The organism is Flagellimonas ochracea (assembly GCF_009903685.1).
Classification (GTDB): domain Bacteria; phylum Bacteroidota; class Bacteroidia; order Flavobacteriales; family Flavobacteriaceae; genus Flagellimonas; species Flagellimonas ochracea.
Window position 1 is genome coordinate 478,221 of record NZ_JAAABI010000002.1, and the last position, 23,686, is coordinate 501,906.

Annotated in this window: 26 protein-coding genes; 13 read left to right on the forward strand and 13 right to left on the reverse strand. The window is 41.5% G+C overall.

Annotated elements, in window-relative coordinates; genetic code table 11:
• Nucleotides 1-19: 19 nt before the first annotated feature.
• Complete coding sequence (locus GTQ34_RS07745; protein ID WP_166523200.1) at nucleotides 20-628, forward strand: superoxide dismutase; 609 nt, start codon at nucleotides 20-22, stop codon at nucleotides 626-628.
• Between the two features lie 660 nt (nucleotides 629-1,288).
• On the opposite strand, the gene GTQ34_RS07750 is transcribed toward GTQ34_RS07745, so the two are convergent.
• From GTQ34_RS07750 to purN, 4 genes are all read right to left on the reverse strand, one after another.
• Nucleotides 1,289-3,187, reverse strand: coding sequence for an amidophosphoribosyltransferase (locus tag GTQ34_RS07750; RefSeq protein WP_166523201.1), 1,899 nt, complete (start codon nucleotides 3,185-3,187; stop codon nucleotides 1,289-1,291).
• Nucleotides 3,188-3,232: 45 nt separating this feature from the next.
• Nucleotides 3,233-4,159: a PfkB family carbohydrate kinase gene (locus tag GTQ34_RS07755; protein ID WP_166523202.1), complete on the reverse strand. Its 927-nt coding sequence runs from the start codon at nucleotides 4,157-4,159 to the stop codon at nucleotides 3,233-3,235.
• A gap of 97 nt (nucleotides 4,160-4,256) precedes the next feature.
• A complete protein-coding gene (locus GTQ34_RS07760) occupies nucleotides 4,257-4,892 on the reverse strand; it encodes a ribonuclease H1 domain-containing protein (protein WP_166523203.1) in 636 nt (211 codons plus the stop codon).
• A complete protein-coding gene (gene purN / locus GTQ34_RS07765; protein ID WP_166523204.1) occupies nucleotides 4,892-5,455 on the reverse strand; it encodes a phosphoribosylglycinamide formyltransferase in 564 nt (187 codons plus the stop codon). Before purN ends, GTQ34_RS07760 begins: the two co-directional genes overlap by 1 nt.
• A 162-nt stretch (nucleotides 5,456-5,617) precedes the next feature.
• On the opposite strand from purN, the gene GTQ34_RS07770 reads away from it, so the two are divergent.
• From GTQ34_RS07770 to pyk, 5 genes are all read left to right on the forward strand, one after another.
• Nucleotides 5,618-5,851: an acyl carrier protein gene (locus GTQ34_RS07770; RefSeq protein WP_009778413.1), complete on the forward strand. Its 234-nt coding sequence runs from the start codon at nucleotides 5,618-5,620 to the stop codon at nucleotides 5,849-5,851.
• A gap of 102 nt (nucleotides 5,852-5,953) precedes the next feature.
• A complete protein-coding gene (fabF, locus tag GTQ34_RS07775) occupies nucleotides 5,954-7,204 on the forward strand; it encodes a beta-ketoacyl-ACP synthase II (RefSeq protein WP_166523205.1) in 1,251 nt (416 codons plus the stop codon).
• A 10-nt stretch (nucleotides 7,205-7,214) separates the two neighbouring features.
• Nucleotides 7,215-7,952 (forward strand): ribonuclease III, encoded by a 738-nt coding sequence (gene rnc, locus GTQ34_RS07780; protein WP_166523206.1) that lies wholly within the window; start codon nucleotides 7,215-7,217, stop codon nucleotides 7,950-7,952.
• Between the two features lie 112 nt (nucleotides 7,953-8,064).
• Nucleotides 8,065-8,529: an IPExxxVDY family protein gene (locus GTQ34_RS07785; RefSeq protein ID WP_166523207.1), complete on the forward strand. Its 465-nt coding sequence runs from the start codon at nucleotides 8,065-8,067 to the stop codon at nucleotides 8,527-8,529.
• Nucleotides 8,530-8,531: 2 nt separating this feature from the next.
• Nucleotides 8,532-9,974, forward strand: coding sequence for a pyruvate kinase (gene pyk / locus GTQ34_RS07790; protein ID WP_166523208.1), 1,443 nt, complete (start codon nucleotides 8,532-8,534; stop codon nucleotides 9,972-9,974).
• 14 nt (nucleotides 9,975-9,988) lie between these two features.
• On the opposite strand, the gene GTQ34_RS07795 is transcribed toward pyk, so the two are convergent.
• Entirely contained in the window at nucleotides 9,989-10,510 is a 522-nt protein-coding gene (locus GTQ34_RS07795) for a PAS domain-containing protein (RefSeq protein ID WP_166523209.1), read from the reverse strand.
• A gap of 165 nt (nucleotides 10,511-10,675) precedes the next feature.
• On the opposite strand from GTQ34_RS07795, the gene GTQ34_RS07800 reads away from it, so the two are divergent.
• The 4 genes from GTQ34_RS07800 (at nucleotide 10,676) to GTQ34_RS07815 (ending at nucleotide 12,772) form a co-directional block, all read left to right on the forward strand.
• The gene (locus GTQ34_RS07800; protein ID WP_166523210.1) at nucleotides 10,676-11,524 is read left to right on the forward strand and encodes a helix-turn-helix domain-containing protein; all 849 of its coding nucleotides are present in this window, start codon (nucleotides 10,676-10,678) and stop codon (nucleotides 11,522-11,524) included.
• A 91-nt stretch (nucleotides 11,525-11,615) separates the two neighbouring features.
• Nucleotides 11,616-11,774, forward strand: a complete 159-nt coding sequence (locus tag GTQ34_RS07805; RefSeq protein WP_166523211.1) for a hypothetical protein — start codon at nucleotides 11,616-11,618, stop codon at nucleotides 11,772-11,774.
• A 29-nt stretch (nucleotides 11,775-11,803) separates the two neighbouring features.
• Nucleotides 11,804-12,352 (forward strand): carboxymuconolactone decarboxylase family protein, encoded by a 549-nt coding sequence (locus GTQ34_RS07810; protein ID WP_166523212.1) that lies wholly within the window; start codon nucleotides 11,804-11,806, stop codon nucleotides 12,350-12,352.
• Nucleotides 12,353-12,382: 30 nt separating this feature from the next.
• Entirely contained in the window at nucleotides 12,383-12,772 is a 390-nt protein-coding gene (locus GTQ34_RS07815) for a hypothetical protein (protein ID WP_166523213.1), read from the forward strand.
• Nucleotides 12,773-12,821: 49 nt separating this feature from the next.
• Here GTQ34_RS07815 and GTQ34_RS07820 read toward each other — a convergent pair whose 3' ends face one another.
• Nucleotides 12,822-13,400 carry a TetR/AcrR family transcriptional regulator gene (locus tag GTQ34_RS07820; protein ID WP_166523214.1) on the reverse strand — a complete coding sequence of 193 codons (579 nt, stop codon included), beginning with the start codon at nucleotides 13,398-13,400 and terminating at the stop codon, nucleotides 12,822-12,824.
• A gap of 48 nt (nucleotides 13,401-13,448) precedes the next feature.
• Nucleotides 13,449-14,549 carry a DNA polymerase IV gene (gene dinB / locus GTQ34_RS07825; RefSeq protein WP_166523215.1) on the reverse strand — a complete coding sequence of 367 codons (1,101 nt, stop codon included), beginning with the start codon at nucleotides 14,547-14,549 and terminating at the stop codon, nucleotides 13,449-13,451.
• Between the two features lie 27 nt (nucleotides 14,550-14,576).
• Here dinB and GTQ34_RS07830 point away from each other — a divergent pair, with 27 nt between their 5' ends.
• The 3 genes from GTQ34_RS07830 to GTQ34_RS07840 are packed head-to-tail and all read left to right on the forward strand — an operon-like array spanning nucleotide 14,577 to nucleotide 16,415.
• Nucleotides 14,577-15,254 (forward strand): NAD-dependent epimerase/dehydratase family protein, encoded by a 678-nt coding sequence (locus GTQ34_RS07830; protein ID WP_166523216.1) that lies wholly within the window; start codon nucleotides 14,577-14,579, stop codon nucleotides 15,252-15,254.
• Entirely contained in the window at nucleotides 15,241-15,714 is a 474-nt protein-coding gene (locus GTQ34_RS07835) for a CYTH domain-containing protein (protein WP_166523217.1), read from the forward strand. The genes GTQ34_RS07830 and GTQ34_RS07835 overlap by 14 nt, the downstream gene beginning before the upstream one ends.
• Nucleotides 15,708-16,415 carry a lysoplasmalogenase gene (locus GTQ34_RS07840; protein ID WP_166523218.1) on the forward strand — a complete coding sequence of 236 codons (708 nt, stop codon included), beginning with the start codon at nucleotides 15,708-15,710 and terminating at the stop codon, nucleotides 16,413-16,415. Before GTQ34_RS07835 ends, GTQ34_RS07840 begins: the two co-directional genes overlap by 7 nt.
• Here GTQ34_RS07840 and GTQ34_RS07845 read toward each other — a convergent pair.
• The 6 genes from GTQ34_RS07845 to GTQ34_RS07870 form a co-directional block, all read right to left on the reverse strand.
• Nucleotides 16,387-17,682, reverse strand: coding sequence for a M20 family metallo-hydrolase (locus GTQ34_RS07845; RefSeq protein ID WP_166523219.1), 1,296 nt, complete (start codon nucleotides 17,680-17,682; stop codon nucleotides 16,387-16,389). The genes GTQ34_RS07840 and GTQ34_RS07845 overlap by 29 nt on opposite strands.
• An 82-nt stretch (nucleotides 17,683-17,764) precedes the next feature.
• Nucleotides 17,765-18,784 carry a phenylalanine--tRNA ligase subunit alpha gene (gene pheS, locus GTQ34_RS07850; RefSeq protein ID WP_166523220.1) on the reverse strand — a complete coding sequence of 340 codons (1,020 nt, stop codon included), beginning with the start codon at nucleotides 18,782-18,784 and terminating at the stop codon, nucleotides 17,765-17,767.
• 299 nt (nucleotides 18,785-19,083) lie between these two features.
• A complete protein-coding gene (locus GTQ34_RS07855) occupies nucleotides 19,084-20,946 on the reverse strand; it encodes a SulP family inorganic anion transporter (RefSeq protein WP_166523221.1) in 1,863 nt (620 codons plus the stop codon).
• 101 nt (nucleotides 20,947-21,047) lie between these two features.
• Nucleotides 21,048-21,674: a carbonic anhydrase family protein gene (locus GTQ34_RS07860; RefSeq protein WP_166523222.1), complete on the reverse strand. Its 627-nt coding sequence runs from the start codon at nucleotides 21,672-21,674 to the stop codon at nucleotides 21,048-21,050.
• Between the two features lie 17 nt (nucleotides 21,675-21,691).
• Complete coding sequence (locus tag GTQ34_RS07865) at nucleotides 21,692-23,269, reverse strand: SulP family inorganic anion transporter (RefSeq protein ID WP_166523223.1); 1,578 nt, start codon at nucleotides 23,267-23,269, stop codon at nucleotides 21,692-21,694.
• A gap of 78 nt (nucleotides 23,270-23,347) precedes the next feature.
• A complete protein-coding gene (locus GTQ34_RS07870) occupies nucleotides 23,348-23,656 on the reverse strand; it encodes a hypothetical protein (protein ID WP_166523224.1) in 309 nt (102 codons plus the stop codon).
• Between the last annotated feature and the right edge of the window lie 30 nt (nucleotides 23,657-23,686).

Genomic DNA, 23,686 nt, shown 5'->3' on the forward strand with positions numbered 1-23,686 from the left:
AACAATAAAACAAATAATCATGGCTTTTGAATTACCAAAATTACCTTATGCATATGATGCACTAGAACCACATATTGATGCAAGGACCATGGAAATCCACCATACCAAGCACCACAATGGTTATACCACCAAATTGAATGGTGCCATTGAGGGGACTGACCTTGAGGGCAAAGGAATCGAGGACATTTTGTCCAATCTGGATATGTCCAACGGAGCCGTTAGAAACAACGGGGGAGGATTTTTTAACCATTGCTTGTTTTGGGAAGTGATGTCACCTAATGGTGGAGGAACTCCGAGCGGAGACCTATCCTCTGCCATCAATGATGCCTTTGGCTCTTTTGATGCTTTTAAAGAAAAGTTTGCCAGCGCCGCTGCGACGCAGTTTGGATCTGGATGGGCTTGGTTGTGTGTGCACAAAGGAGGCAAAGTGGAAGTTTGCTCAACGCCCAACCAAGATAATTCCTTGATGCCCGGAGTGGGTTGTGGTGGACATCCAATTTTGGGACTGGATGTATGGGAGCATGCTTATTATTTGAATTATCAAAACAGAAGGCCGGATTATATAGCTGCCTTCTTCAATGTGATTAACTGGGAAAAGGTTGCCGAGAATTACGAGGCCGCAAAATAATTTTTAAAAAACTAAAAAATGAAAGCCGTACGCAAAGCGTATGGTTTTTTTTGTTTGGAAAGTGCCTCAAATAGAAAAGGGTGAGGAAGCCCCCACCCTTTTCGTCCCAAATCTTACCATAAACTTAACCTACTTATGCTATGGCGAAACTAAAATACTGGTATTGTGAGAAATAACAAAGGGTTTTGTATAAATTTTTGATTTTTAGTGGAAAAATAAAGACAGCAGTTCGTCGATAAAATTGATAAATCCTTGGTATTCAAACATAAAGAAGGCGGAGTGATCTCCGCCTTCTTTCCCCAAATCTTACCATGAACTTAACCTACTTATGCTATGGTTCTCCAAATGTAATGCAGAGGCGTCCTTTTGGAAAAAGCTTTTAGACGAAACCCTTTAAATTCGGATGAAATGCGATTATTGGAAATTAAGACAAGTTATTCGACAAAAATAAAAGTGAATGTGAGGGGCAAGGATGCTATAAAATAAAAAAGGTGGAATAGCTTCCACCTTTTTTGCCCCAAATCTTACCATGAACTTAACCTACTTATGCTATGGCAACGCTAAAGTAGGTTTGAGGATTTCCCAATGTACAAAAACCCGTTAATCTACTCGTTTCATCGATGAAATGCACGCATCTGTAAACCAGGTACAGATGTACATTTAATAGGCTCTTTGATTCTTTCCTTCGTAGAAATTGATGAAGGCCCTGTTGACGACCTTGTTCCCTCCTGGGGTAGGATAATTTCCGGTGAAGTACCAATCACCAAGATTGTTTGGACATGCCTCATGTAAACTCTCAATGCTCTGATAGATGATATCCACTTCTGCATTAATAGATTCCGGACTTAATATTTCTGCAATCTTTTTGGAAATTTGCTCCGCACTAAATGGCTGGTAAAACTCCTTTACATAGTTTACCACATCTTTGTCTTTAGAATCTAACTGGGCAAGACATTTTTCATAGATGTCCTTTATTATTTTTGTTGTGCCGTGTTCTTCGTGCAAGGCCTGGGCAGCTTTAAAAGCCACAAAATCTTCCAGCTTGGCCATATCAATGCCATAGCAATCAGGATAGCGTATTTGCGGGGCGGAGGAAACCACAATAATCTTTTTTGGTGATAAGCGGTCCAAAATCTTAAGGATACTCTTTTTTAACGTAGTACCTCGAACTATGCTATCGTCAATAATAACCAGATTGTCGTTCTCTTTCACGGAGCCATAGGATATATCGTATACATGGGTCACTAAATCATCACGGCTGCTATCTTGGGTAATGAAGGTCCGTAGTTTGGCATCTTTGATGGCAACTTTTTCTATTCGGGGGCGTACATCCAAGATTTCATGGAGCTCTTTGCGAGTAATTTCTGGCCCCATGGCCAATATTTGTTCTTCCTTTCTTTTGTTGAGGTAATTCTGGGCCTCTTTTACCATACCAAAAAAGGATGTTTCCGCCGTGTTGGGAATATAAGAGAACACCGTATGGGCCAAATCGTGGTCTATTGACTTCAGAATTTGTGGAAACACCAGTTTACCCAACATTTTTCGTTCTTGGTAGATTTCTTTGTCGCTTCCACGTGAAAAATAAATGCGCTCAAAAGAACAGGCCTTGCGTACCGTTGGCTCTTGAATTTGCTCCAATTTAGCACTGCCATCTTTTTTGATGATAATGGCATGCCCCGGATCCAGTTCGCGCACATCATCATATTTTACATTGAAAACGGTTTGGATTGCAGGCCTTTCCGAAGCTACCACCACAATTTCATCATCCTTATAATAATAGGCAGGACGAATTCCTGCAGGGTCTCGAACAACAAAGGCATCACCATGTCCCAATAATCCGCCCATGGTATAGCCGCCATCCCAGTTTTTGGAAGCTTTTCTTAGTATCTTTCCAACATTAAGTCGCTCTGCTATCAATGGGGAAGCTTCCCTTTTGTTATACCCTTCTTTTTTTATTTGCTTGTAAAGCTTGGCCACGGCATCATCCAAAAAATGACCAATTTTTTCCATAACGGTAATGGTGTCGGCCATTTCCTTTGGGTGCTGTCCCAATTCCACCAAATTGCCGAAAAGCTCGTCTACATTGGTCATGTTAAAGTTGCCGGCCACAATAAGGTTTCGATGCATCCAGTTGTTTTGTCTTAAAAAGGGGTGCACATTTTCTATGCTGTTCTTGCCAAAGGTACCATAGCGCACATGGCCCATCAATAGTTCACCTATATAGGGAATGTTGCTCTTCTGCAATTGTACATTATCGACATAGTCGGGATTTTCAGTGAGCGATGTATTGATACGCGCATTGATTTGTGCAAAAATATCCTGTATGGGCTGTTGGTTTGCGGACCGCACCCGGCTCATGTACCTTTCACCGGGGGCCATGTCAAGTTTTATACTGGCAAAGCCAGCACCATCTTGCCCTCGGTTGTGCTGTTTTTCCATCATTAGGTACATTTTGTTCACTCCATAGAAAGCCGTACCGTACTTTTCCTTGTAGTATTCCAGGGGTTTAAGCAAGCGGATCAGTGATATTCCGCATTCGTGCTTAATGGCATCACTCATATCAAAACCAAAATAAAAAGCCCCCGTATTTTCTGGGGCGTGTATCTAGTCCAATTCAATATTGAATTGAGTCAATTCTTTAAACTGCATCAAACGGGCTTCCACCTCATGCTTTTGCAGCTTCAGCATACGCTCCGTACCAAATTGTTCCACACAGAAGGATGCTAAATTAGATCCTTGGATAATGGCGTTTTTCATGCTTTCGAAGGATATGTTTTCAGCTGCTGTAAGATAACCTGAAAACCCTCCCGCAAATGTATCTCCCGCTCCTGTGGGATCAAAAACTTCTTCCAAGGGAAGTGCAGGGGCAAAGAAAATATGCTCATCATGGAATAACAATGCGCCATGCTCCCCTTTTTTAATAACCACATATTTTGGGCCCATTTCCTGTATTTTGGCAGCCGCCCTTACCAAAGAATATTCCCGGGTCATCTGGCGGGCCTCCGCATCGTTAATGGTAATCACGTCTATTTTTTTGACAACCTCCATTAGTTGGGTCCATGCATTGTCCATCCAATAGTTCATGGTGTCCAAAATGGTCAACTTTGGTCGTTCTTTCATTTGATTGATTACACTCATTTGAATGTCGGGGTGCAGATTGCCCAACATAACTACATCGGCATCTAAAAAATTGTCAGGTACAATTGGATTGAAATCGGCCATGGTATTGAGTTCAGTAACCAACGTGTCCCTCGAATTGAGGTCATTGTGGTATTTACCTTTCCAAAAAAAGGTCTTGCCCCCCTTTACCACTTCTATGCCAGAGATATCGATGTCCCGATCAGCCAAGATATCCAAATATGCTTGCGGAAAATCTTCGCCCACTACCGAAACTATTGCAGACTCAATTTTAAATTGTGAAGCGGCCAAACCAATGAATGGAGCTGCACCTCCCAAAATTTTTCCTGTTTTTCCGAATGGTGTTTCTATGGCATCAAAAGCCACACTTCCCACAATCAGCAATTTGCCCATTCACGAAATTTTGGTGCAAATATACGGTTTAGCATTTCCATTTTATACAATGGGGGTTTCATTTGCAAAAATTTGGGAGTTTGGGCCTGGACATACGTTATTTTCTTCCAAAATCAGCAGGAATTTCGCCCCAGGCCTTGGTCTCCCATTTCACAATGGGGGTGTTGTAGCGATTCTTTCGCAACCAATCTTCTCCCCGTTCAATCAGTTCAAAAAGATTTTTGTTTTTGGAGGTCTTCTTCAGTTTGGTCCCACATTTTTTCTTTCGAACCCATCCAATAGCAATCCTGGAATCGGAATAGAGGATACGATCACTTTTTTGTTTTTTTAAAAATGCCAACCCGTGCACCAAGGCCAAAAACTCTCCCACATTGCTAGTGCCCTCTGGAAATGGCCCTTGTTTGAACAAGACCCTCTTGGTCTTGGTGTCAACTCCCCGGTATTCCATTTTTCCTGGATTTCCACTTGAAGCGGCATCCACGGCAATGGAGTTGAAATTGGGTTCGCCAATTTTAAGCAATTCCTCTGGTGATAGGCCTTCCTTTCCTTTTGATTTTCCCTTATACTCCAAATAATTGCCATTGAAAGCTTTTTTGGCCTCCTCAAAGGTTGTGAAAGATTTGTACTGCGCTCCCTTAAATCCTTCAATCTGTGCTTTGCAGTCTGCCCAAGATTCAAAGATGCCGGGGTGTTTCCCCTTCCAGACCACATAAAACTTCTTTTTCTTTGCCATTACAAAAGGAGTTTTTCAATCACCTTTGGAAAATGCTCGTATTCCAATTGATGTACTTTTTGGGCTATGTCGCATGCATCATCAGTGGGTGCAATCAAAGTTTTTGCCTGATGGATGATGGCCCCCTCATCATAATTTTCATTCACATAATGAATGGTAATGCCGGTTTCTGACTCCTTATTTTTCTTAACTGCTTCGTGTACATGTGCACCGTACATGCCTTTTCCCCCATATTTGGGCAACAAAGCGGGGTGAATGTTGATGATCTTGTTAGGGAAAGCATAAATAATTTTGGAGGGGATCTTCCACAAAAACCCAGCAAGCACAATTAAATCGGGATTCAGGCTTTTGATCAATTGAACCACGGCCCCAGAGTTTACAAACGCTGATTTATTGAAATAAAAGGCAGGTGTTTTGAGTTTGTCACAGCGTTCCAGAACCTGTGCGGTACGTTTGTTGGTCAGCACTGCAGCTACCTCCACCTGCTGGTTTTCCCTAAAGTAGGTGATGATGTTTTCTGCATTGGAGCCACTGCCCGATGCCAAGATGACAATTCGTTTCATGGTGAAAGGAAATGCTTAGTTTTACTACTAAATATGATAAGCTAAAGTAGTGTTCTCAATCTTAAGATGTTTAATTTGAGGCACATTTTATCGACAAATGGTGTATTTAAACCAAAGTTTTATATTTTTGCCAACGATTAAATTTTTAAAACCAATATAATTATGTCAGACATTGCATCAAGAGTAAAGGCAATCATCGTTGATAAACTGGGTGTGGATGAAAATGAAGTTGTTGCTGAGGCAAGTTTCACCAACGATTTAGGGGCGGATTCCTTGGACACTGTTGAGCTCATCATGGAGTTTGAGAAGGAATTCGACATTCAAATCCCTGATGACCAGGCGGAAAACATTGCAACTGTTGGCCAGGCCATTAGCTATATAGAAGAAGCGAAGTAATTTTATGATAATTTATTAAAGACTTTAAATTATCCATGTGATGATGGTCACATGGATAATTTTTTTTTTAAATTAGGTTCATAAGGGTAAAACAATAGTCCAATGCAGTTAAAACGAGTAGTGGTTACCGGTATGGGTGCGCTAACACCCATCGGCAATAATTTGGAAGCTTATTGGGAAGGGTTGCGCAACGGTAAGAGCGGGTCCGCCCCCATTACTTATTTTGATACGGAAAAGTTCAAAACAAAATTTGCTTGCGAACTGAAGGGATACGACCCCGGGGATTTTTTTGATAGAAAAGAAGCCAGAAAACTGGACAGATTTGCGCAGTACGCACTTGTATCCTCCGACGAGGCCATTGCCGATGCCGGGTTGGACCTGGAAAGCGTGGATAAGTTTAGGGTAGGTGTTGTTTGGGGTGCTGGAATAGGTGGCTTGGAAACTTTTCAAAATGAAATGATTGGCTATGCACAGGGAGATGGAACCCCAAGGTTCAACCCCTTCTTCATTCCAAAAATGATTGCGGATATAGCGCCAGGGAATATTTCTATTAAGCATGGATTTATGGGCCCCAACTATACTACGGTATCGGCCTGTGCATCTTCTGCAAATGCATTGATAGATGCACTCAATTATATTAGACTGGGCCATTGCGATGTTATTGTAACAGGCGGTAGTGAAGCGGCCGTTACCATTGCCGGAATGGGTGGTTTCAATGCTATGCACGCCTTGTCCACTAGAAATGACAGCCCTGAAACTGCATCTAGACCTTTTGATGCTACGCGGGACGGCTTTGTTTTAGGTGAAGGTGCGGGAGCTCTAATCCTTGAGGAGTACGAGCACGCAAAGGCTAGAGGAGCAAAGATTTATGCCGAGGTAGCGGGCGGAGGATTGTCCAGTGACGCTTACCACATGACAGCACCGCACCCCGATGGGATTGGAGTGGTCAAGGTAATGGAAAATTGTCTGGAAAATGCAGGAATGAAACCAGAGGATATAGATGCCATCAACACACATGGGACATCGACACCCTTGGGCGATGTGGCTGAGTTGAAGGCCATTTCCAGAGTTTTTGGCAAACATGCCACCAATATCAATATCAATTCCACAAAATCCATGACGGGACATTTGCTTGGAGCCGCAGGAGCCATAGAGGCCATAGCCTCTATTTTGGCCATGCACCATAATGTAGTGCCTCCAACCATAAACCACAGTGTAGTGGATGAGGAAATAGATTCCTCGCTTAACCTTACATTGAACAAGGCCCAAGAAAGAGAAGTCAATGTGGCCATGAGCAATACTTTTGGCTTTGGAGGGCACAATGCCTGTATATTGTTCAAAAAAATAGGGTAGTTTTGTAGCTATGAAGCTTACCTCAAAAATATTCAATTCCCATCCTAAAAAGGATGGGGATTTTTTTTTGGGAATAAGGAAAATCTTGGGATTTAAGCCCAAGAACATCAAAATTTACAAAAAAGCATTTCTTCATCGTTCGGTGAACAAGAAAGATGCCAAAGGAAATCCCATGAATTATGAAAGACTTGAGTTTTTGGGCGACTCTATGCTGGGCACTATAATTTCGAAACATCTTTATAAGGAGGTACCCGAAGGGGATGAGGGTTATCTTACCAAGATGCGCTCCAAAGTGGTAAGCCGAAAGCATCTCAATGAACTAGGAAAAGATTTGGGCCTTTTGCGTTACGTGGAAAGTAGGATTCCCAAATCCCATTTTGGGGAGAACATTCATGGCAACGTGTTTGAAGCATTGATTGGGGCCATATATCTGGATAGGGGTTATACTTATTGCGAAAAGTTCATCAACAAAAGGGTCATAGAGCCCTATGTGGATATTGAGCAGTTGGAAGGTAAAGTGATCAGTTACAAAAGCTTATTGATAGAATGGTGTCAAAAACAAAAAAAGCCCTTCAACTATTCCGTATATGAAGACACCGGAAATGACGAGCTAAAGCATTTTGCCGTTAAATTAACCATTGGAGATAAAATTATGGCCAAGGCCAGGGCCACTTCGAAAAAAAAGGCAGAAGAAAAAGCATCCAAAAGAGCTTATTTTGCCCTCCAGAGCCGAATAGAAAATCAATAACATTAAGAAATTGCGAACTCAAACGTTTTCGTTGGGTTTAAAAATGTATTGTCCTGTATCAACTATGGGTTTCAAGCGGATTAAGACTATATTTACAGTTCGTTTTTAGGACATGTTGACAAAGCATAAGATATCGGCTGACTTTTACGATGATGAATTTAAGCTAATAGCCATTCATTCCGGTTTGGCAGATTATGCCATCACTTATGCCATTAATGATGATTGTGGTCTGCGGTTAAAGCGGATGACGAACGATCTTCAAATTGGAGCTAATACTTCATTTTCCATGTTTGACTGGGAAGATAAGTACTCGGACACCTACTGGACACTTATTTCCAACAAATGTGAAATGGAGGAGGTTATTTCATCAGAAGGTCTTTTCACTAGCAGCACTTCCGTTAAAAAAAACTATCTGATAGAAGAGCGAAAGGAAGTAGATTACTTTCTTAAAGTGGATGCTGTCGATGAATACATCCTATACCAGCAGGTAAAAAAAATCAACAAAATTGCCAATGTGGTCACCGCATATCCGGTAGAGATTCGGTCCTTAAAATCGAAAAGAAATTTAATCTTTTAACAATGCCAACAAGAAAAAAGACTAAAATAGTAGCTACCCTCGGCCCGGCTACCAATAAAAAGGAAACCCTTAAAGCGATGATTGCTGCAGGCGTTGATGTTTTCAGGATCAATTTCTCCCATGCCGCTTATGACGATGTGGCTAATCGAATCAAAATGATTCGTGAACTGAATGAAGAAATGGAGGTCAACACCTCAATATTGGCAGATTTACAGGGGCCCAAACTAAGAGTGGGTGTGATGGGCGGAGAAGCCGTGGTATCTCCTGGGGATGAAATCACCTTTGTTACGGGAGAACCCTTTGAAGGAATGGCAGACCGAGTGTACATGAACTATGAAAACTTCCCGAAGGATGTAAAACCTGGTGAGCGTATTCTTTTGGATGATGGCAAGTTGATATTTGAGGTGAAATCCACCAACGGAGAAGATGAAGTAAAGGCCGTGGTCATACAAGGAGGGCCTTTGAAATCCAAGAAAGGTGTAAACCTTCCCAACACCAATATTTCATTGCCAGCTTTGACAGAGAAAGATATTAAAGATGCCATATTTGCCATTGGACAGGAAGTGGATTGGATAGCGCTATCTTTCGTGCGCCATAGTCAAGACCTTATTGGGCTGCAAAGTTTGATCGAGGAGCACTCAACCCACAAAATCCCAATTATTGCGAAAATAGAAAAGCCAGAGGCGGTAGAAAACATTGATAAAATCGTCGCCTATTGTGATGGATTAATGGTGGCTAGAGGTGATTTAGGGGTGGAAGTCCCGGCCCAAGAAGTACCATTGATTCAGAAACAATTGGTGCTCCGCGCCAAAAAAGCTAGGATACCGGTAATCATTGCCACCCAAATGATGGAAACGATGATTACCAGTCTCACACCTACACGCGCCGAGGTAAACGATGTGGCAAACTCCGTGATGGATGGTGCCGATGCCGTAATGCTTTCGGGTGAAACTTCCGTTGGGAATTATCCGGTACAGGTAATTGAAAAAATGTGTAGCATTCTATCCAGTGTTGAAGGATCTACATTGATTAAGGTTCCTCAGACACCTCCACATATTCGTACGAAAAGGTACATAACCAAGTCTGTTTGTTACCATGCTGCTTTAATGGCCAATGAAATCCAGGCCAAAGCCATTTCTACTTTGACAAACAGTGGATACACCGCATTTCAAATATCGGCATGGAGACCCAGTGCCCATATTTTGGTGTTTACATCGAACAAAAGGATTTTGACCCAGTTGAACTTACTCTGGGGAGTGAAAGCTTTCTATTATGATAGATACGTTTCAACGGACGAGACCATTGAGGATGTGAACCAAATTGCCTGCAAAAAAGGATTTTTGGATGTTGGGGATATGCTCATCAGCCTTGCTGCTATGCCCATTAAAGATAAGGGGATGGTGAACACGTTGAGAGTTACCGAAATAGAAACCTGTAGTTTTTAATTGGGAGTAAAGAATCAAGCAACTTTCTTCTCAAAAGCAATGAAATTGACCACTTTTCCCGATTTATTGTAGACCGGAGCTCCTTTTATCCAACATTTGTATGGAGCGCCATCTTTGCTATAATTGGTCAACACAACCTCGAACGGAGAAAGGGATTTAACGGCTTTTGAAACTTTTTTGGAAGTTTCCTTGCACGTATCCTTGCCCTGAAAAAGTTTAGGAGTTTTCCCAATAACCTCTTGCGGTCTATACCCATTCATCAAACGCATATTTTGTGTGGCATAAACGATGTTGAGGTTCTCATCTGTAACCACGACAACATGTTCTTTGTCCAGAATTTCTTCTTGAAAGGGAATATCACCTTGCCAATTTCCACTGTTGGCCAAATGATTTAGATTCTTTGTGTCATGCAAGTTTTCACATACCCTGTTGAAACGCTGGGCATAAAATTCCACTGAGCAAATAGGAAGTGCTGAAAAGCTCCTCTTACCATGAAAATGGTTCACTGCCTCTTCATAAAATCGTATCTTTTCCATACCCAATACTATGAAAACTCAAAAAACTGGACAAGATATTAACAGTCTTGTTTAAAACTTAGGGGGTAAGAGGTACAAATAAGTGGTGTAAGCATCAACAAACGAAACGGACTAAGTGTGGAAATAGTGGTAATCTTTAGGGAAATATAAGTTAGTTTCAATGGTATGAGGCACCAATTTAAGGATAGTAAGCTAGGATCTATTTTAGGTTTTACAGACGATATAGCCGCAGATGAAAACCGATTTGCCATTACAACGAATACCATTAAATTTTTATGGAATAGAAATGATATGCCCATAACTTTTATGGTTGATGGCATTGAAGTTGGGCTTAAACCGAACCAATTGGCGACCATAACCAATTTACATGTTGTCTCGTTTGCCCAAATGAAACTGCCTCTGTCAGCCATTTTGTTCAACAAAGAGTTTTATTGTGTTTTTGACCATGACAGCGAGGTCTCATGCAATGGCATCCTTTTTTATGGAACCCAAGACCTACCAATCATTACCATTCCTGAACATCAATTAACAAGATTCAACCTTTTGTTTGACATTTTTGTTGAGGAATTTGCCACACCTGATAATATTCAAGGAGACATGCTGCGGATGCTTCTAAAAAGATTGATTATTATGAGCACGCGTTTGGCCAAGGAACAGCTTATCGTAAAAACCTTGGACAATGATCAGATTGACATCGTACGAAAATTCAATTTTCTTGTGGACCGTCACTACAAGACGAAAAGAAGAGTGAGTGATTATGCCGAAATGATGTTTAAATCACCAAAGACACTTTCCAATTTATTTGCAACCTACAATCAAAAAACGCCTCAGCAAATAATTATGGAGCGTATTGCCTTGGAGGCAAAACGGCTCATGAACTATACAGACAAGCAAAACCAAGAAATTGCCTATGAATTGGGATTCAATGATCCTGCGCATTTCAGTAAGTTCTTCAAAAAAATGTACCAAGTTAGCCCTACGGCGTATAGAGAAAAGCTCGCTCTTATCACTTAAAGGAAACTTGGACAAGTCATCGGGAAATCCTTCCTAACACCCACCTCTCCTTTCAACGCATCTTTGCCCTGTAATTTAAAACGAAGTAAAGATGAAACGAATAGAAAAATCCATTTTTAGTTTAATAGAGGTTTTTAGGTTTACCCCAAAAACAGCTTCGAACACGCTTATCGCATCCAATCATTGTGAGCAAAAGTATCACCACGATTTCTACTGTGATGCTGAGAAACCCTTTATAGTAAAAAAATAATTGCTTAATAACATAAATAGAAATAGATCATGAGCACATTAAATGTACCTAAAAGAGAAGAAGTAAGTACTGGCAACCAGGTAATTTTTGACAATCTGGAAAAAGCAGTTGGCTTTGTTCCCAACCTCTATGCCACCTATGCCCATTCAGAAAATGCATTGGGCAATTACCTAAATTTTGCCAACGCCAAAACGTCTTTAAAGGCCAAGGAAAAAGAAGTGGTTAACCTGGCGGTCAGCGAAGTTAATGGTTGTCTGTATTGTTTATCTGCCCACACAGCAATTGCAAAGATGAATGGTTTCAACGATGAGCAAATTATGGAACTAAGAGCTGGAGAAGCTTCTTTTGACCCCAAGCTTGACGCTTTGGCCCGCTTAGCTAGAAACATCACCGAAAATCGAGGGACGACGGATGCCGTTGTCTTGGAAAACTTCTTTAAAACTGGTTGGACCAAAGAGAACTTGATTGACACCATTGTATTGGTGGGTGACAAGACCATCTCCAACTATATCAACAATACCGCCGATACACCAATCGATTTTCCAGTAGCACAACCTTTGGAAACAGAAGTAGTTTAAATCAATTTAATAAAAATCAAACAGAGAAAAATGAAAAAAGCAATTGCAAGTTTAGTGTTTGTTTTTGGAGCTGTTTTTATGATGAGCGGCCAGGATTCCATGATAGACAAATCCGTTAAAACCATTAGTCTGGAACAAGTTCCGGGAGAATTTACCCAGAAGACACTTACAGTATTCCCAGGGACCTACATTTTTGAAATAGCAAATAATGGTGTAGACCATAATATAGGATTTGTTTTGGTCAAAAAAGGAGAGGATGTGAGCAAACCTGAAAACCACATTCAGACTGCTTACGTCACCGCACCGGTATCGACCAACAAAAAGCAAACATCCAAACCTACCGTATTGGCTGAGGGAGAGTATGTGTATTTCTGTCCTTTAAATCCAACAAGTACGGATAACACATTGATTGTCAAATAAAAGACGAGATTTTCGACAATTTATTTAGGGCCCCATCAATCGATGGGGTTCATTTTACCTTGGCACCAGCAAACAAGGATGGAGCTATGCTCTTGGCCAAGTAAATGGGCCAATCATTTTTGAACAGATGACTTTCCATAATAGCACCCTCAAAAAGAAGATAGAGCCCTCCTGAGATTTTTTCAATCTCCGCTTTTGACACATTTTCAATATTCTCACTTACCACTTCTCCCAAAAACAGTAGAAACTCTTTCTTTTGTTTTCGAAGTACAAGTAATATTCTTGTTTGTTTAGGAGAAAGCTCACCCAATAACCGCAATCCCCAACCGCCAAAAAAAGTATCGGAGCGATAAAGGTCTTGCAGAAAGTCGAACACTGCCAAGAGTTGGTTTCGGCCGCTTTTTCTTCGGCCAACATAATCTTTAAGATTTTGGATAAATACTTCATGTCTTTGCTCCAAATAGGCTATACAAAGATCTTCTTTGGATTTAAAATGGCTATAAAGCGTGGCCTTGGCAATATCACACTTGGCTATAATCTCATTGATACCAGTTGCGTTGTACCCTTGGGAATAGAAAAGATTACCTGCGGTGGTTATTATGTGTCGATGTAATTCAGGACGTTGCATTGGCAACAAAGTAAAAAGAAATTCTGGGCTGGACAATAGAACTTCAGACTAAAAATCAAACTGCAATTGGACCGATATGGTCTCTTCCTGGGACTTTTCTTCTTTCTTCTCCGCGTTAAGATTGGCTAAGGAAATGCCAAGCAACCGGACAGAATTTTGTAACGGGGACTGGTATAGCAACTCTTTTGCGGTTTCAAGAATCAGGTCTTTTTGCCCGATAAAATAGGGAAGCGTTTTGCTTCGGGTTTGAAGGGTAAAATCGCTATATTTTATTTTTAGGGTAATGGTTTTACCTGAAATATTGGATTTCTGAAGCCGTCTTTCCAGTTCAGCAGCTATATTCTCAAGCTTATCCAGCATAAAGATTTCACTGCTCAAATTTTCAGAAAACGTTCGCTCTGCGCCCACCGATTTGGGAACGCGATGGGGCTTGACAGGACTATTGTGGATGCCGCGTACCACATAATAATAGTACTTGCCACTTTTGCCGAATGTTTCTTCCAAGAATTCCAGCGATTTTTTTTTAAGGTCTTTACCTGTAAAAATTCCGAGCTTGTACATCTTTTCCGCAGTCACCTTGCCAACACCATAGAATTTTCTAATGTCCAATTCTTCCAAAAATGAAATCACCGCTTCTGGGTTCACCGTTTTTTGTCCATTGGGTTTGTTGTAATCACTGGCTACCTTTGCAATGAACTTGTTAATGGATATGCCAGCGGAGGCGGTCAACCCTGTGCTATCAAAAATTTTTTGTCGGATTTCTTGCGCTATCAAGGTTGCGGATGGATTTCCTTTTTTGTTCTCTGTGACATCCAAATAGGCCTCATCCAACGAAAGCGGCTCAACCAAATCGGTGTATTCAAAAAAAATGTTTCTGATGCTGTTTGAAACCTCTTTATAGCGATCAAATCGTGGCTTCACAAAAACCAGATCAGGACAATTTCTTTTGGCAATGTATCCGGCCATGGCACTGCGAACCCCAAATTTTCTTGCTTCGTAGCTGGCAGCAGAGACCACACCCCTTTTAGAACCACCACCCACAGCAATGGGCTTTCCCTTCAACTCAGGATTGTCATGCTGCTCCACCGATGCATAAAAAGCATCCATATCTACATGAATTATTTTTCTCAAGGGAAAATCGAAGTCCATACTCAAATTTAAGGTATATTTAGTTTGATGGAAACGCATAAAAAAATCGCGATTGTTCTTGGAGCGACGGGCCTTGTTGGTGGATTGCTGCTGGATATGCTACTACAGGATGAGCGCTATTCTAAAGTGGTAGTTTTTTCTCGTCGTGATTTCCCGGTTGAGCATCCTAAATTGGAAAAGAAAATAGGGAACCTGTTGAACTTACAAACGTTTGTAGAGGATTTCAAGGCCGATGAGGTGTATTGTTGTATCGGGACCACTAAGTCCAAAACTCCAAACGATACAAGGTACAGGGAAATAGATTATGGCATACCCGTCGAAGCTGCTGAGTTGAGCCAAAGCAATGGCGTTTCAACGTTTATCGTAATTTCTGCGCTAGGTGCCAATGACAAGAGTTCCATTTTCTATAATAGGATAAAGGGAGAAATGGAACGGGATGTGTTACGTGTAGGAATTCCCAAAACCCATATCGTACAACCATCCCTGATTGGTGGAGAACGGAATGAAAAACGATCAGGGGAGCTATTCTTCAAAAAACTGATGAGCGCGATTGAGTTTTTATTGATTGGCCCGTTAAAGCGGTATAGGGTCATTGAACCTGAAAGCATAGCAAAAGCAATGATTTGGTTGGCGAACAATCCATATGAAGAAAAACGGATTCCCTCAGTAAAATTGGAAATATTGGCGAAAAATGGAACATCTTGAAATTGAACGCAAGTTCTTGGTAGCATCCAATACTTATAAAGAACAAGCCACTTCACAAATCCGCATTGTACAAGGTTTTCTGAACACACATCCAGACAGGACCGTGCGTGTACGAATCAAGGGAAACAAAGGATTTTTGGCAGTAAAAGGCACCAGCAATGAAACCGGGACCACCCGTTTTGAGTGGGAGACAGAAATAAGTATAAATGAGGCCACAAATCTTATTGATTTATGTGAAGGGGCCATTCTGGAAAAGATGCGATATGAGATTCCTTTAGGGGCACACACTTTTGAAGTGGATGAATTTTTTGGAGAGAACAAAGGCCTTGTCATGGCCGAAGTAGAACTCAATCATGAAGACGAAGTTTTTAAAAAGCCAGATTGGTTGGGCAAAGAGGTTACAGGAGATATTAGATACTACAACTCACAGCTTAGCAAAAATCCCTTTAATACATGGTAAGGCAAGGGAACAAGAAACAACAAGTATTAAATGGACTGGCATTTTTATCAGGCGTCCTGGCCATCTATTTTGAACTTAGGGATAATACGTCGCTCTTTACTGTTTTTAAACCTTTGACCACCATCATAATATTATCACTGTTGTTTTTAGCTCCAAAAAATGGAGATATAAAACTCCGCAATACTGTTTTGGCAGCTTTAATTTTTTGCTTGATGGGCGACATCTTGCTGCTGTGGGAAACCTATTTCGTTCTTGGATTAGCCTCTTTTTTGATGGCGCATATATTTTTCACCACCGCTTTTATAAGATTGGAAGGTTTTCAATTCAAGGGCTTATCGCTTTTTGTGCTCTTAGCCATCGGCTTAGGGGTATTTTTCTGGCTAAAACCAGATTTGGAAAAGTTGCTATTGCCCGTGGGCATTTACATTTTGGTAATTGTCTTCATGGCATGGCAGGGAACTAGTCTATACTTTGCAAGAAATAAAAAGAACTACGCACGGATTGGTATAGCAGTTTTGTTGTTTATGTTTTCAGACACCTTGATTGCCATTGATAAATTTAAAGTGCCATTTCGTTGGTCAGGACCCGTAATTTTGGGCACCTACTGGGTAAGTATTGGGCTTATTACCAATGCAATGTTAAATGGGGTCACCCAAAACAAAGAGGTAATTATCAATCCAGTTTTTGTTCAAGAGCAATAATTGTATTAAGAAGTACATTGGCTCCATTGGCCATATCCTTGGCAGATGTAAATTCTTTTGGCGAGTGACTTATTCCTCCCTTACTGGGCACAAAAATCATTCCTGTAGGTGCTACTCTTGCCATGTCCTGGGCATCGTGCCCGGCGCCACTCGGCATATATTTAAAGGATAGGCCTAGTTCTTTGGAAACGGCTTCAATCTCTTTTTGAATTTTTGGATGCGTCAATGCGGGTTCGGCTGTGGTGTCCAAAGCATTGAATTCAATCTTCACATTACTTTCTTCGGCTATCTTTTCAGCTTCGGCTTTTATGGCCTGATATACTTTTTCAATGATTTCGGAGGATAAATCTCGGATTTCAAGGCTGGTAACTACCTTTCCGGGAATTACATTTGGTGCTCCTGGCTCGGCCTTAATGCGCCCAACTGTACCCACTTGACTTCCTTCGAAACTGTTGGTAACCTCATTCACGACCACTATGAATTTTGAAGCTGCGAGCAGCGCATCCTGTCTTGCGTTCATTGGTGTGGTACCGGCATGATTAGAAAATCCTGTGAAGACCACATCCCACCATTTCAATCCCACGATACCTTCTACAATCCCGACATTCAGTTTTTCCTTTTCTAAAATACCACCTTGTTCAATATGAAGTTCTAAAAAGGCGGCCATACTGTCCTTATTCCGGACCACTTCGGCAATTTTGGTGGTGTCGCCTCCGATGCGCATAATTCCCTCACCCATAGAATACCCAGTGGAATTGACCACTTTAAAGGCTGCTTTTCCCAAATTCCCGGACATGGCCCTGCTTCCCATAACGCCCCCTTCTTCATTGGGAAAAATGATGACTTCCAGTGGATGAGCGGTCTCCATATTGTTCTCATTCAAAGTATGAATCACCTCCAAGGCAGCCATGGAACCAACACAGCCGTCGTAATTGCCACCATTGGGCACACGGTCGATGTGGGAACCGAAAGAAATTGGCTTTTTGGAGCTGTCCGTTCCGCTTCTACGCCCTATTATGTTCCCAGCAAAATCGATTTGCACCTCCATATTCATATCCTTCATGGTTTTTACCACCCAATCCCTGGCAGCAATATCCGCATCGCTAAAGGCCACACGCTCTGTTTCTCCATTCTCTTGCATACCGAATTGGGCAAGATCAAAAATCCGTTTTTCCAAGCGATCTTGATTAACTTTGAATGTATTCTTCTGTGAAAGAACAACAGTATGTCCAAACAGGATGAGAATAAGGATTATCCTAAAAATCATAGTAATAGCATTGGTTGATGTTGGTTCAGAAAGATAAGGATTTTACTTCTGAATAAATGGGGCTTACCAAGCTCAATTTTTTTTAGAAAGACGACTTGAACTGCTCCAGGAACCGCAAATCATTTTCACTCAAAAGGCGAATGTCCGAAATTTGGTGCAGCAAAAGGGCAATACGGTCTATACCCATGCCGAAAGCGAAACCAGAATAAACATCAGGGTCTATGTTGCAGTTTTTAAGGACGTTGGGGTCCACCATACCACATCCCATAATTTCCAACCAACCTGTTCCTTTGGTCATGCGGTAGTCGGTTTCAGTTTCCAATCCCCAATACACATCTACTTCTGCACTGGGCTCCGTGAAAGGGAAATAGGAAGGACGAAGGCGAATCTTGGATTTCCCAAACATCTCTGACGTGAAATACTGTAACGTTTGCTTTAAATCGGCAAAAGAAACGTTTTTATCCACATACAATCCCTCTACCTGATGGAAGAAACAATGAGAGCGTGCTGATATGGCTTCATTTCGATAAACCCTTCCCGGAGATATGGTTCGGATTGGAGGTTTGTTGTTTTCCATATAGCGTACCTGCACAGATGAGGTGTGCGTCCTTAATAAAATATCAGGATCGGTCTGGATGAAAAAAGTATCCTGCATATCTCTAGCCGGATGGTATTCCGGAAGGTTCAATGCGGTGAAGTTATGCCAGTCATCTTCAATTTCAGGCCCTTCGGAAACGTTGAACCCTATTCTGGAAAAAATATCGATAATTTGGTTCTTCACTATTGAAATGGGGTGTCTTGCACCAATCTCAATAGGTTCGCCAGGACGGGTTAAATCACCATACTTACCGGTGGACTCTGCTTGATTTTCCAAAACAGCTTTCAGTGCGTTCACTTTTTCCGTAGCCTCACTTTTTAATTGATTCACTACTTGCCCAAATTCTTTTTTCTGTTCGTTCGGAACGTTTTTAAATTCGGCAAAGAACTCATTCAAGAGGCCTTTTTTCCCCAAATATTTAATTCGGAAAGCCTCTATCTCATCTTTGGAAGTGGAAGTGAATTTCTTAATTTCTTCCAAATGTTCTTTAATGGTCTCAATCATGGCAGGCTTAATTGGCCGACAAATTTAACAAATTGTCCTCGAATATATAAGCTATCAGGAAATGAACCTCAATTCCATCAAATAAATACCAAAGCCAATGGGTTTTTATGTGAAACAGATTTTGTGACTTTGTATATGCGAAGACCGCGATAGACCAATAGAATTAGGAAAATCAGGTTGCTACGGATGTTAAACGATTCAACAGGCAGTCTTTTTTTAAAGGTTTCTAAGTAAACGGGTCCCTAATACCCTGGGAATCATATTAAGATTGGTAGGGTTTAAGCTTGGCTAGTTTAGTATCAATCGTGATATATGTCTTCAACATTTTCTTCCAACCAAAGCAAACAGCTATCAAAATCTTCAAAAATATGTTCCTCCGGAATAAGGTCGGGAATGATATCGATACGTTCCATCATATACCTTGGCTGATCTAGAATATCAACCAAAATTACGGTCACATTTTTCTTGATAAGATCCTGAAGCACATCTTCCATGGCATATAGGCCTGTTTGGTCCATGTACTGCATTCTTCCCAAACGGATGACCACAGTTGTTGCAGTGTCTGGAATCTGCTCGGCCAGTTGTTGGAACTCATTGGTGGAACCAAAAAAGAGTGGTCCTTTAACGTGCTTTATGAAGACTTCTTCCTGCAACTCTGTGGGGAAGTCTTTTTCGTCAGCCCAAGGTTTTTCGCGTTTTAGCGGCTTTACATCGGACCGTTTTGCGGTAAGATCTCCCATTTTCTTCATGAACATTAGGGAAGCAAAGACCAATCCAATACCTACGGCATAAACCAAGTTCCAAATGGATGAAAGAATCATCACGGACAACATGATGAGCACCTCCGAGCTGAGCTCAACAGGCCCCAATTTAATATCCTTGGGGAGGTAAGGTATAGCTTTCAATCCTTTATAGTCCATAACCCCTATACCCACTGTAACAAGAATACCGGCCAAAACTGCAGCTGGAATTTGTGAAGCCACTGGCCCCAACGCCAATAGAATCACCAACAAAAGAACACCGGCAATCATCCCAGAGAGCCTGGTTTTTCCACCGGAGTTAATATTCACCACGGTTCGTATGGTGGCCCCGGCCCCGGGAATACCTCCAAATATGGCAGCGATGCTATTCCCAATTCCTTGACCTACAAGTTCTTTATTGGGTTTGTGCTTGGTTTGAGTCATGTTGTCAGCAACAACAGATGTCAACAGAGAATCTATGGCACCGAGCAACGCCAAAGTGAGTGCTGTAAAAACATAGGGTGTTATAGAGCTTACACTGAAACCAGTGAAAATTTCCAAATATGGTATGGGAAGCCCAGTTGGAATTTCCTCAATGGGACGGTAATTTAAACCAAAACCATATGCAACCCCGGATACAACGACCAATGCAACCAGAGTACTGGGAACTGCTTTGGTAATGCGCTTAAACCCATATATGATAAAGATTGTACATAAGGCCAAAGTCAATTCCAACCAATTTATATTTTTTAAGGCCCGAGATAGCACCTTGAAGGTTCCAACGACACCAGAAGCCTCTTTAGCCGCAAGGGTTTTGGCTTCTTTCAACATATCGGCCTCGGTTATTCTGCTTGCTCTTTTAATGGTTTCCTCAAAGTCTTCCAAAACCAAAATGCCTTCACCAGCTTCTTCTCTAAGGATGTTCTCCAGAATCTCTTCCTCCGCATCTGCCATGAATTGGCTCACGTACGCTTCATCTTCTTTTGGATAGTAACCTACTGCTGGTAGAAGCTGAGTAACCAAAATAATGACTCCAATGGCCGTCATAAATCCGGAAACGACGGGGTAGGGAATGTACTTTATATACTTTCCAAGGCCAATGAGCCCAAGACCGATCTGAATGAAACCAGCCAACAGGAATATTGTTAGAATGGCCGGAAGTGCTTTGTTGATATCACCATCATTGATGGCCACAATACCAGCAATCACCACCATGCTAACTGCGGTCATGGGAGCCGTGGGCCCTGAAATCTGTGTATTTGTACCGCCGAACAGAGCTGCAAAAAAACTAATAAAAATGGCCCCATACAAACCTGCACTGGGGCCCAATCCTGAACTGACACCAAAAGCGAGGGCCAAGGGCAAGGCGACAATTCCTGCCGTAATTCCTCCAAAAAGGTCCCCTTTTAAATGTCTAAACATAGTCAGGTGCTAGTGTCGGGTTAAGATAGCAATTTTAAAAAACTAAGATAGGCCAACAAAGTGTTAAACATTGGCCTATCTCAACGTTACAGGGTTGGTGGTCATGCAAAATGTACCTGCCCACTGGCAATGTCGTACATAGCCCCTACAATCTTAATTTCTCCGTTGTCCTCCATTTCTTTTAGAACCACGCTTTGACTTCTTATGTTCTCAATGGTCATTTCCACGTTTTTCATGGCCACCGCATCCACAAATTCAAGATTTTGTGAGGTACGCAAAGACTCGTCCTTGGGTTCTTTTGTGGCATAAACTGCAGGCTCAATCTTGTTGATGAGCATAGTAAGGTTTCCTAAGCGGGCATGGTCGCATGCTCCTTTTACAGCTCCACAGGAGGTGTGCCCCAAAACCACAACCAATTTTGTGCCTGCAAGTTTGCATGCAAATTCCATGCTTCCCAAAATGTCTTGATTTACAAAGTTGCCAGCTATACGTATGCTGAAAATATCCCCCATGCCCTGATCAAAAATCAGCTCGGAGGAGACGCGGGAATCTATGCAACTGAGCACAGTAGCAAATGGATACTGCCCATCTTTGGTTTCCTGCACTTGTTGTAAAAGATTCCTGTCGGCCCTTTTGTTTTCTTGAAAACGCTGATTGCCCTCCATTAAGGTTTGAATGGCCTTATCTGGTGTCATGGCGGCTTGTGTTTCTTTTGTATGTGCTTTCATTGGTTTGTTATTACGATTTATTTTTTTGGGTTTAGCCTGAAAAATTCAAGATAACTTTCCGGGTTCTCAACAACACCCCTTTCGGAAATCAGTTTAATATCAAGATTTTTGTTTTTCGCCTTTTCAGAGAAGTCATCCAGAATCTCAATAATGTCGTTATCCAAATATCGGGTTTTCCTAACATCCAACTCAAGATAGGAGTTTTCAGGGATACTGTCCAATTCTTTAAGAATAGCTCCTTTGTTAAAGAAAGTAACCTCTTCAGCCAAGGTCATTTTTATCTTGTGCGCTCCATTGCTTTTATCTTCAATATGCAAAAAATGGGAATTCTGGTAGCTTTTGATAAGAATTACCACAATGCCCACACCTAGACCTAGTCCGATGCCCACCAAAAGATCCGTGAAGACTATTCCAAGAACAGTCACGACAAAGGGAATAAATTGCTTCCATCCCAACCCATACATGGTTACAAACAGTTTGGGTTTGGCCAGCTTATAGCCTACAATAAAAAGAATTGCAGCTAGGACTGATAAAGGAATCATGTTCAGTAATCTTGGGATGAGCATTACCGAAACCAAAAGAAAAAAACCGTGGATAATGGCTGAAGCCTTTGTTCTTCCCCCTGATTGTATATTGGCTGAGCTTCTTACAATCACCTGGGTCACGGGCAAACCACCCAAAAGTCCTGAAACACTGTTTCCGACTCCCTGTGCCAGTAGTTCACGATTGGTAGGGGTAGTTCTTTTGTAGGGGTCCAATTTATCAGTGGCCTCTACACACAACAAGGTTTCCAAACTGGCTACCAAAGCAATGGTGAAGGCGGTAATCCAAATTTCCGATTTTCCTATCACTGCAAAATTGGGAAAGGTCAAAAGGCCTTTTAGGGACTCGAAACTTTCAGGAATAGGCACACTTACAAGATGATCGCTGGAGATGGACCACGTCGGATTTTCCTTTGTGAGCACAAAATATAAAATACCGAAAACAACAGCGACCAAAGGGCCTTGTACCAGCTTAAATATTTTGGATTTTTTGATAAGAACCTTATCCCAGAGAATAAGAATTGACAAAGCAATTACGGCGATAACAGTTGCACCAGGACTTACATAATTGAAGGTGTTGACGATTTCACTAAACGTATTCTCCCCATCAACCTGAAAGAAAGCAAAGTCTCCTTCCGGATCAGCGTCATAACCAAAGAAATGAGGAATTTGTTTTAGGATTATAATAATTCCGATGCCCGTTAGCATTCCTTTAATTACAGACGACGGAAAGTAATAGGCAATAACACCGGCTTTCAAAATGCTGAACAGAATCTGGATCAATCCACCAAGCACAACGGCCACAAGGAAGTTTTCGAAACCTCCCAAAGTACCGATGGCGGTGAGTACGATGGCGGCCAGTCCTGCAGCTGGACCACTAACGCCAATCTGGGAACCGCTCAGGGAACCTACAATGATTCCGCCGACAATCCCTGCTATAAGACCTGAGAACAAAGGTGCTCCACTGGCTAAGGCAATGCCCAAGCAAAGCGGGAGTGCCACAAAGAACACTACAATACTTGCGGGCAAGTCGTTTTTAATATATCTGAACATAATGATTATAATTGTTTGGATTCTCGCCAGGAAAAAGACGAGAATGGTTTGCAGTTAGTGTTGATAAATCAGTAAGGATTAACTACAAATTCGTGGAGGTGGAACAAGAATGTCCAAGTTATAATCCAACAGTGAAAATAAGTACTCGGTAGTATTTATTTTTTTCTCTTTGGAAACCATTTTGTGGGATTCAACATAATCACTTAAAAAGAGGTCTTTTTCATCCAATTTTTTTTCGGCTTCCTTTTCATTGTTTTTTTCCTCTTCCTCAGGTGACAGTATAATCGCTGCGCATAAATCTTTGTCAAAAAGAGACATAACCGGTGGAGCCAATAAGAAGGTTATCAGCAAAGAAGCAATAATTGGCAATGAAATGGCTTTGAGCACGGTCTAGATTTTCGTAAATGTAATAGTAAA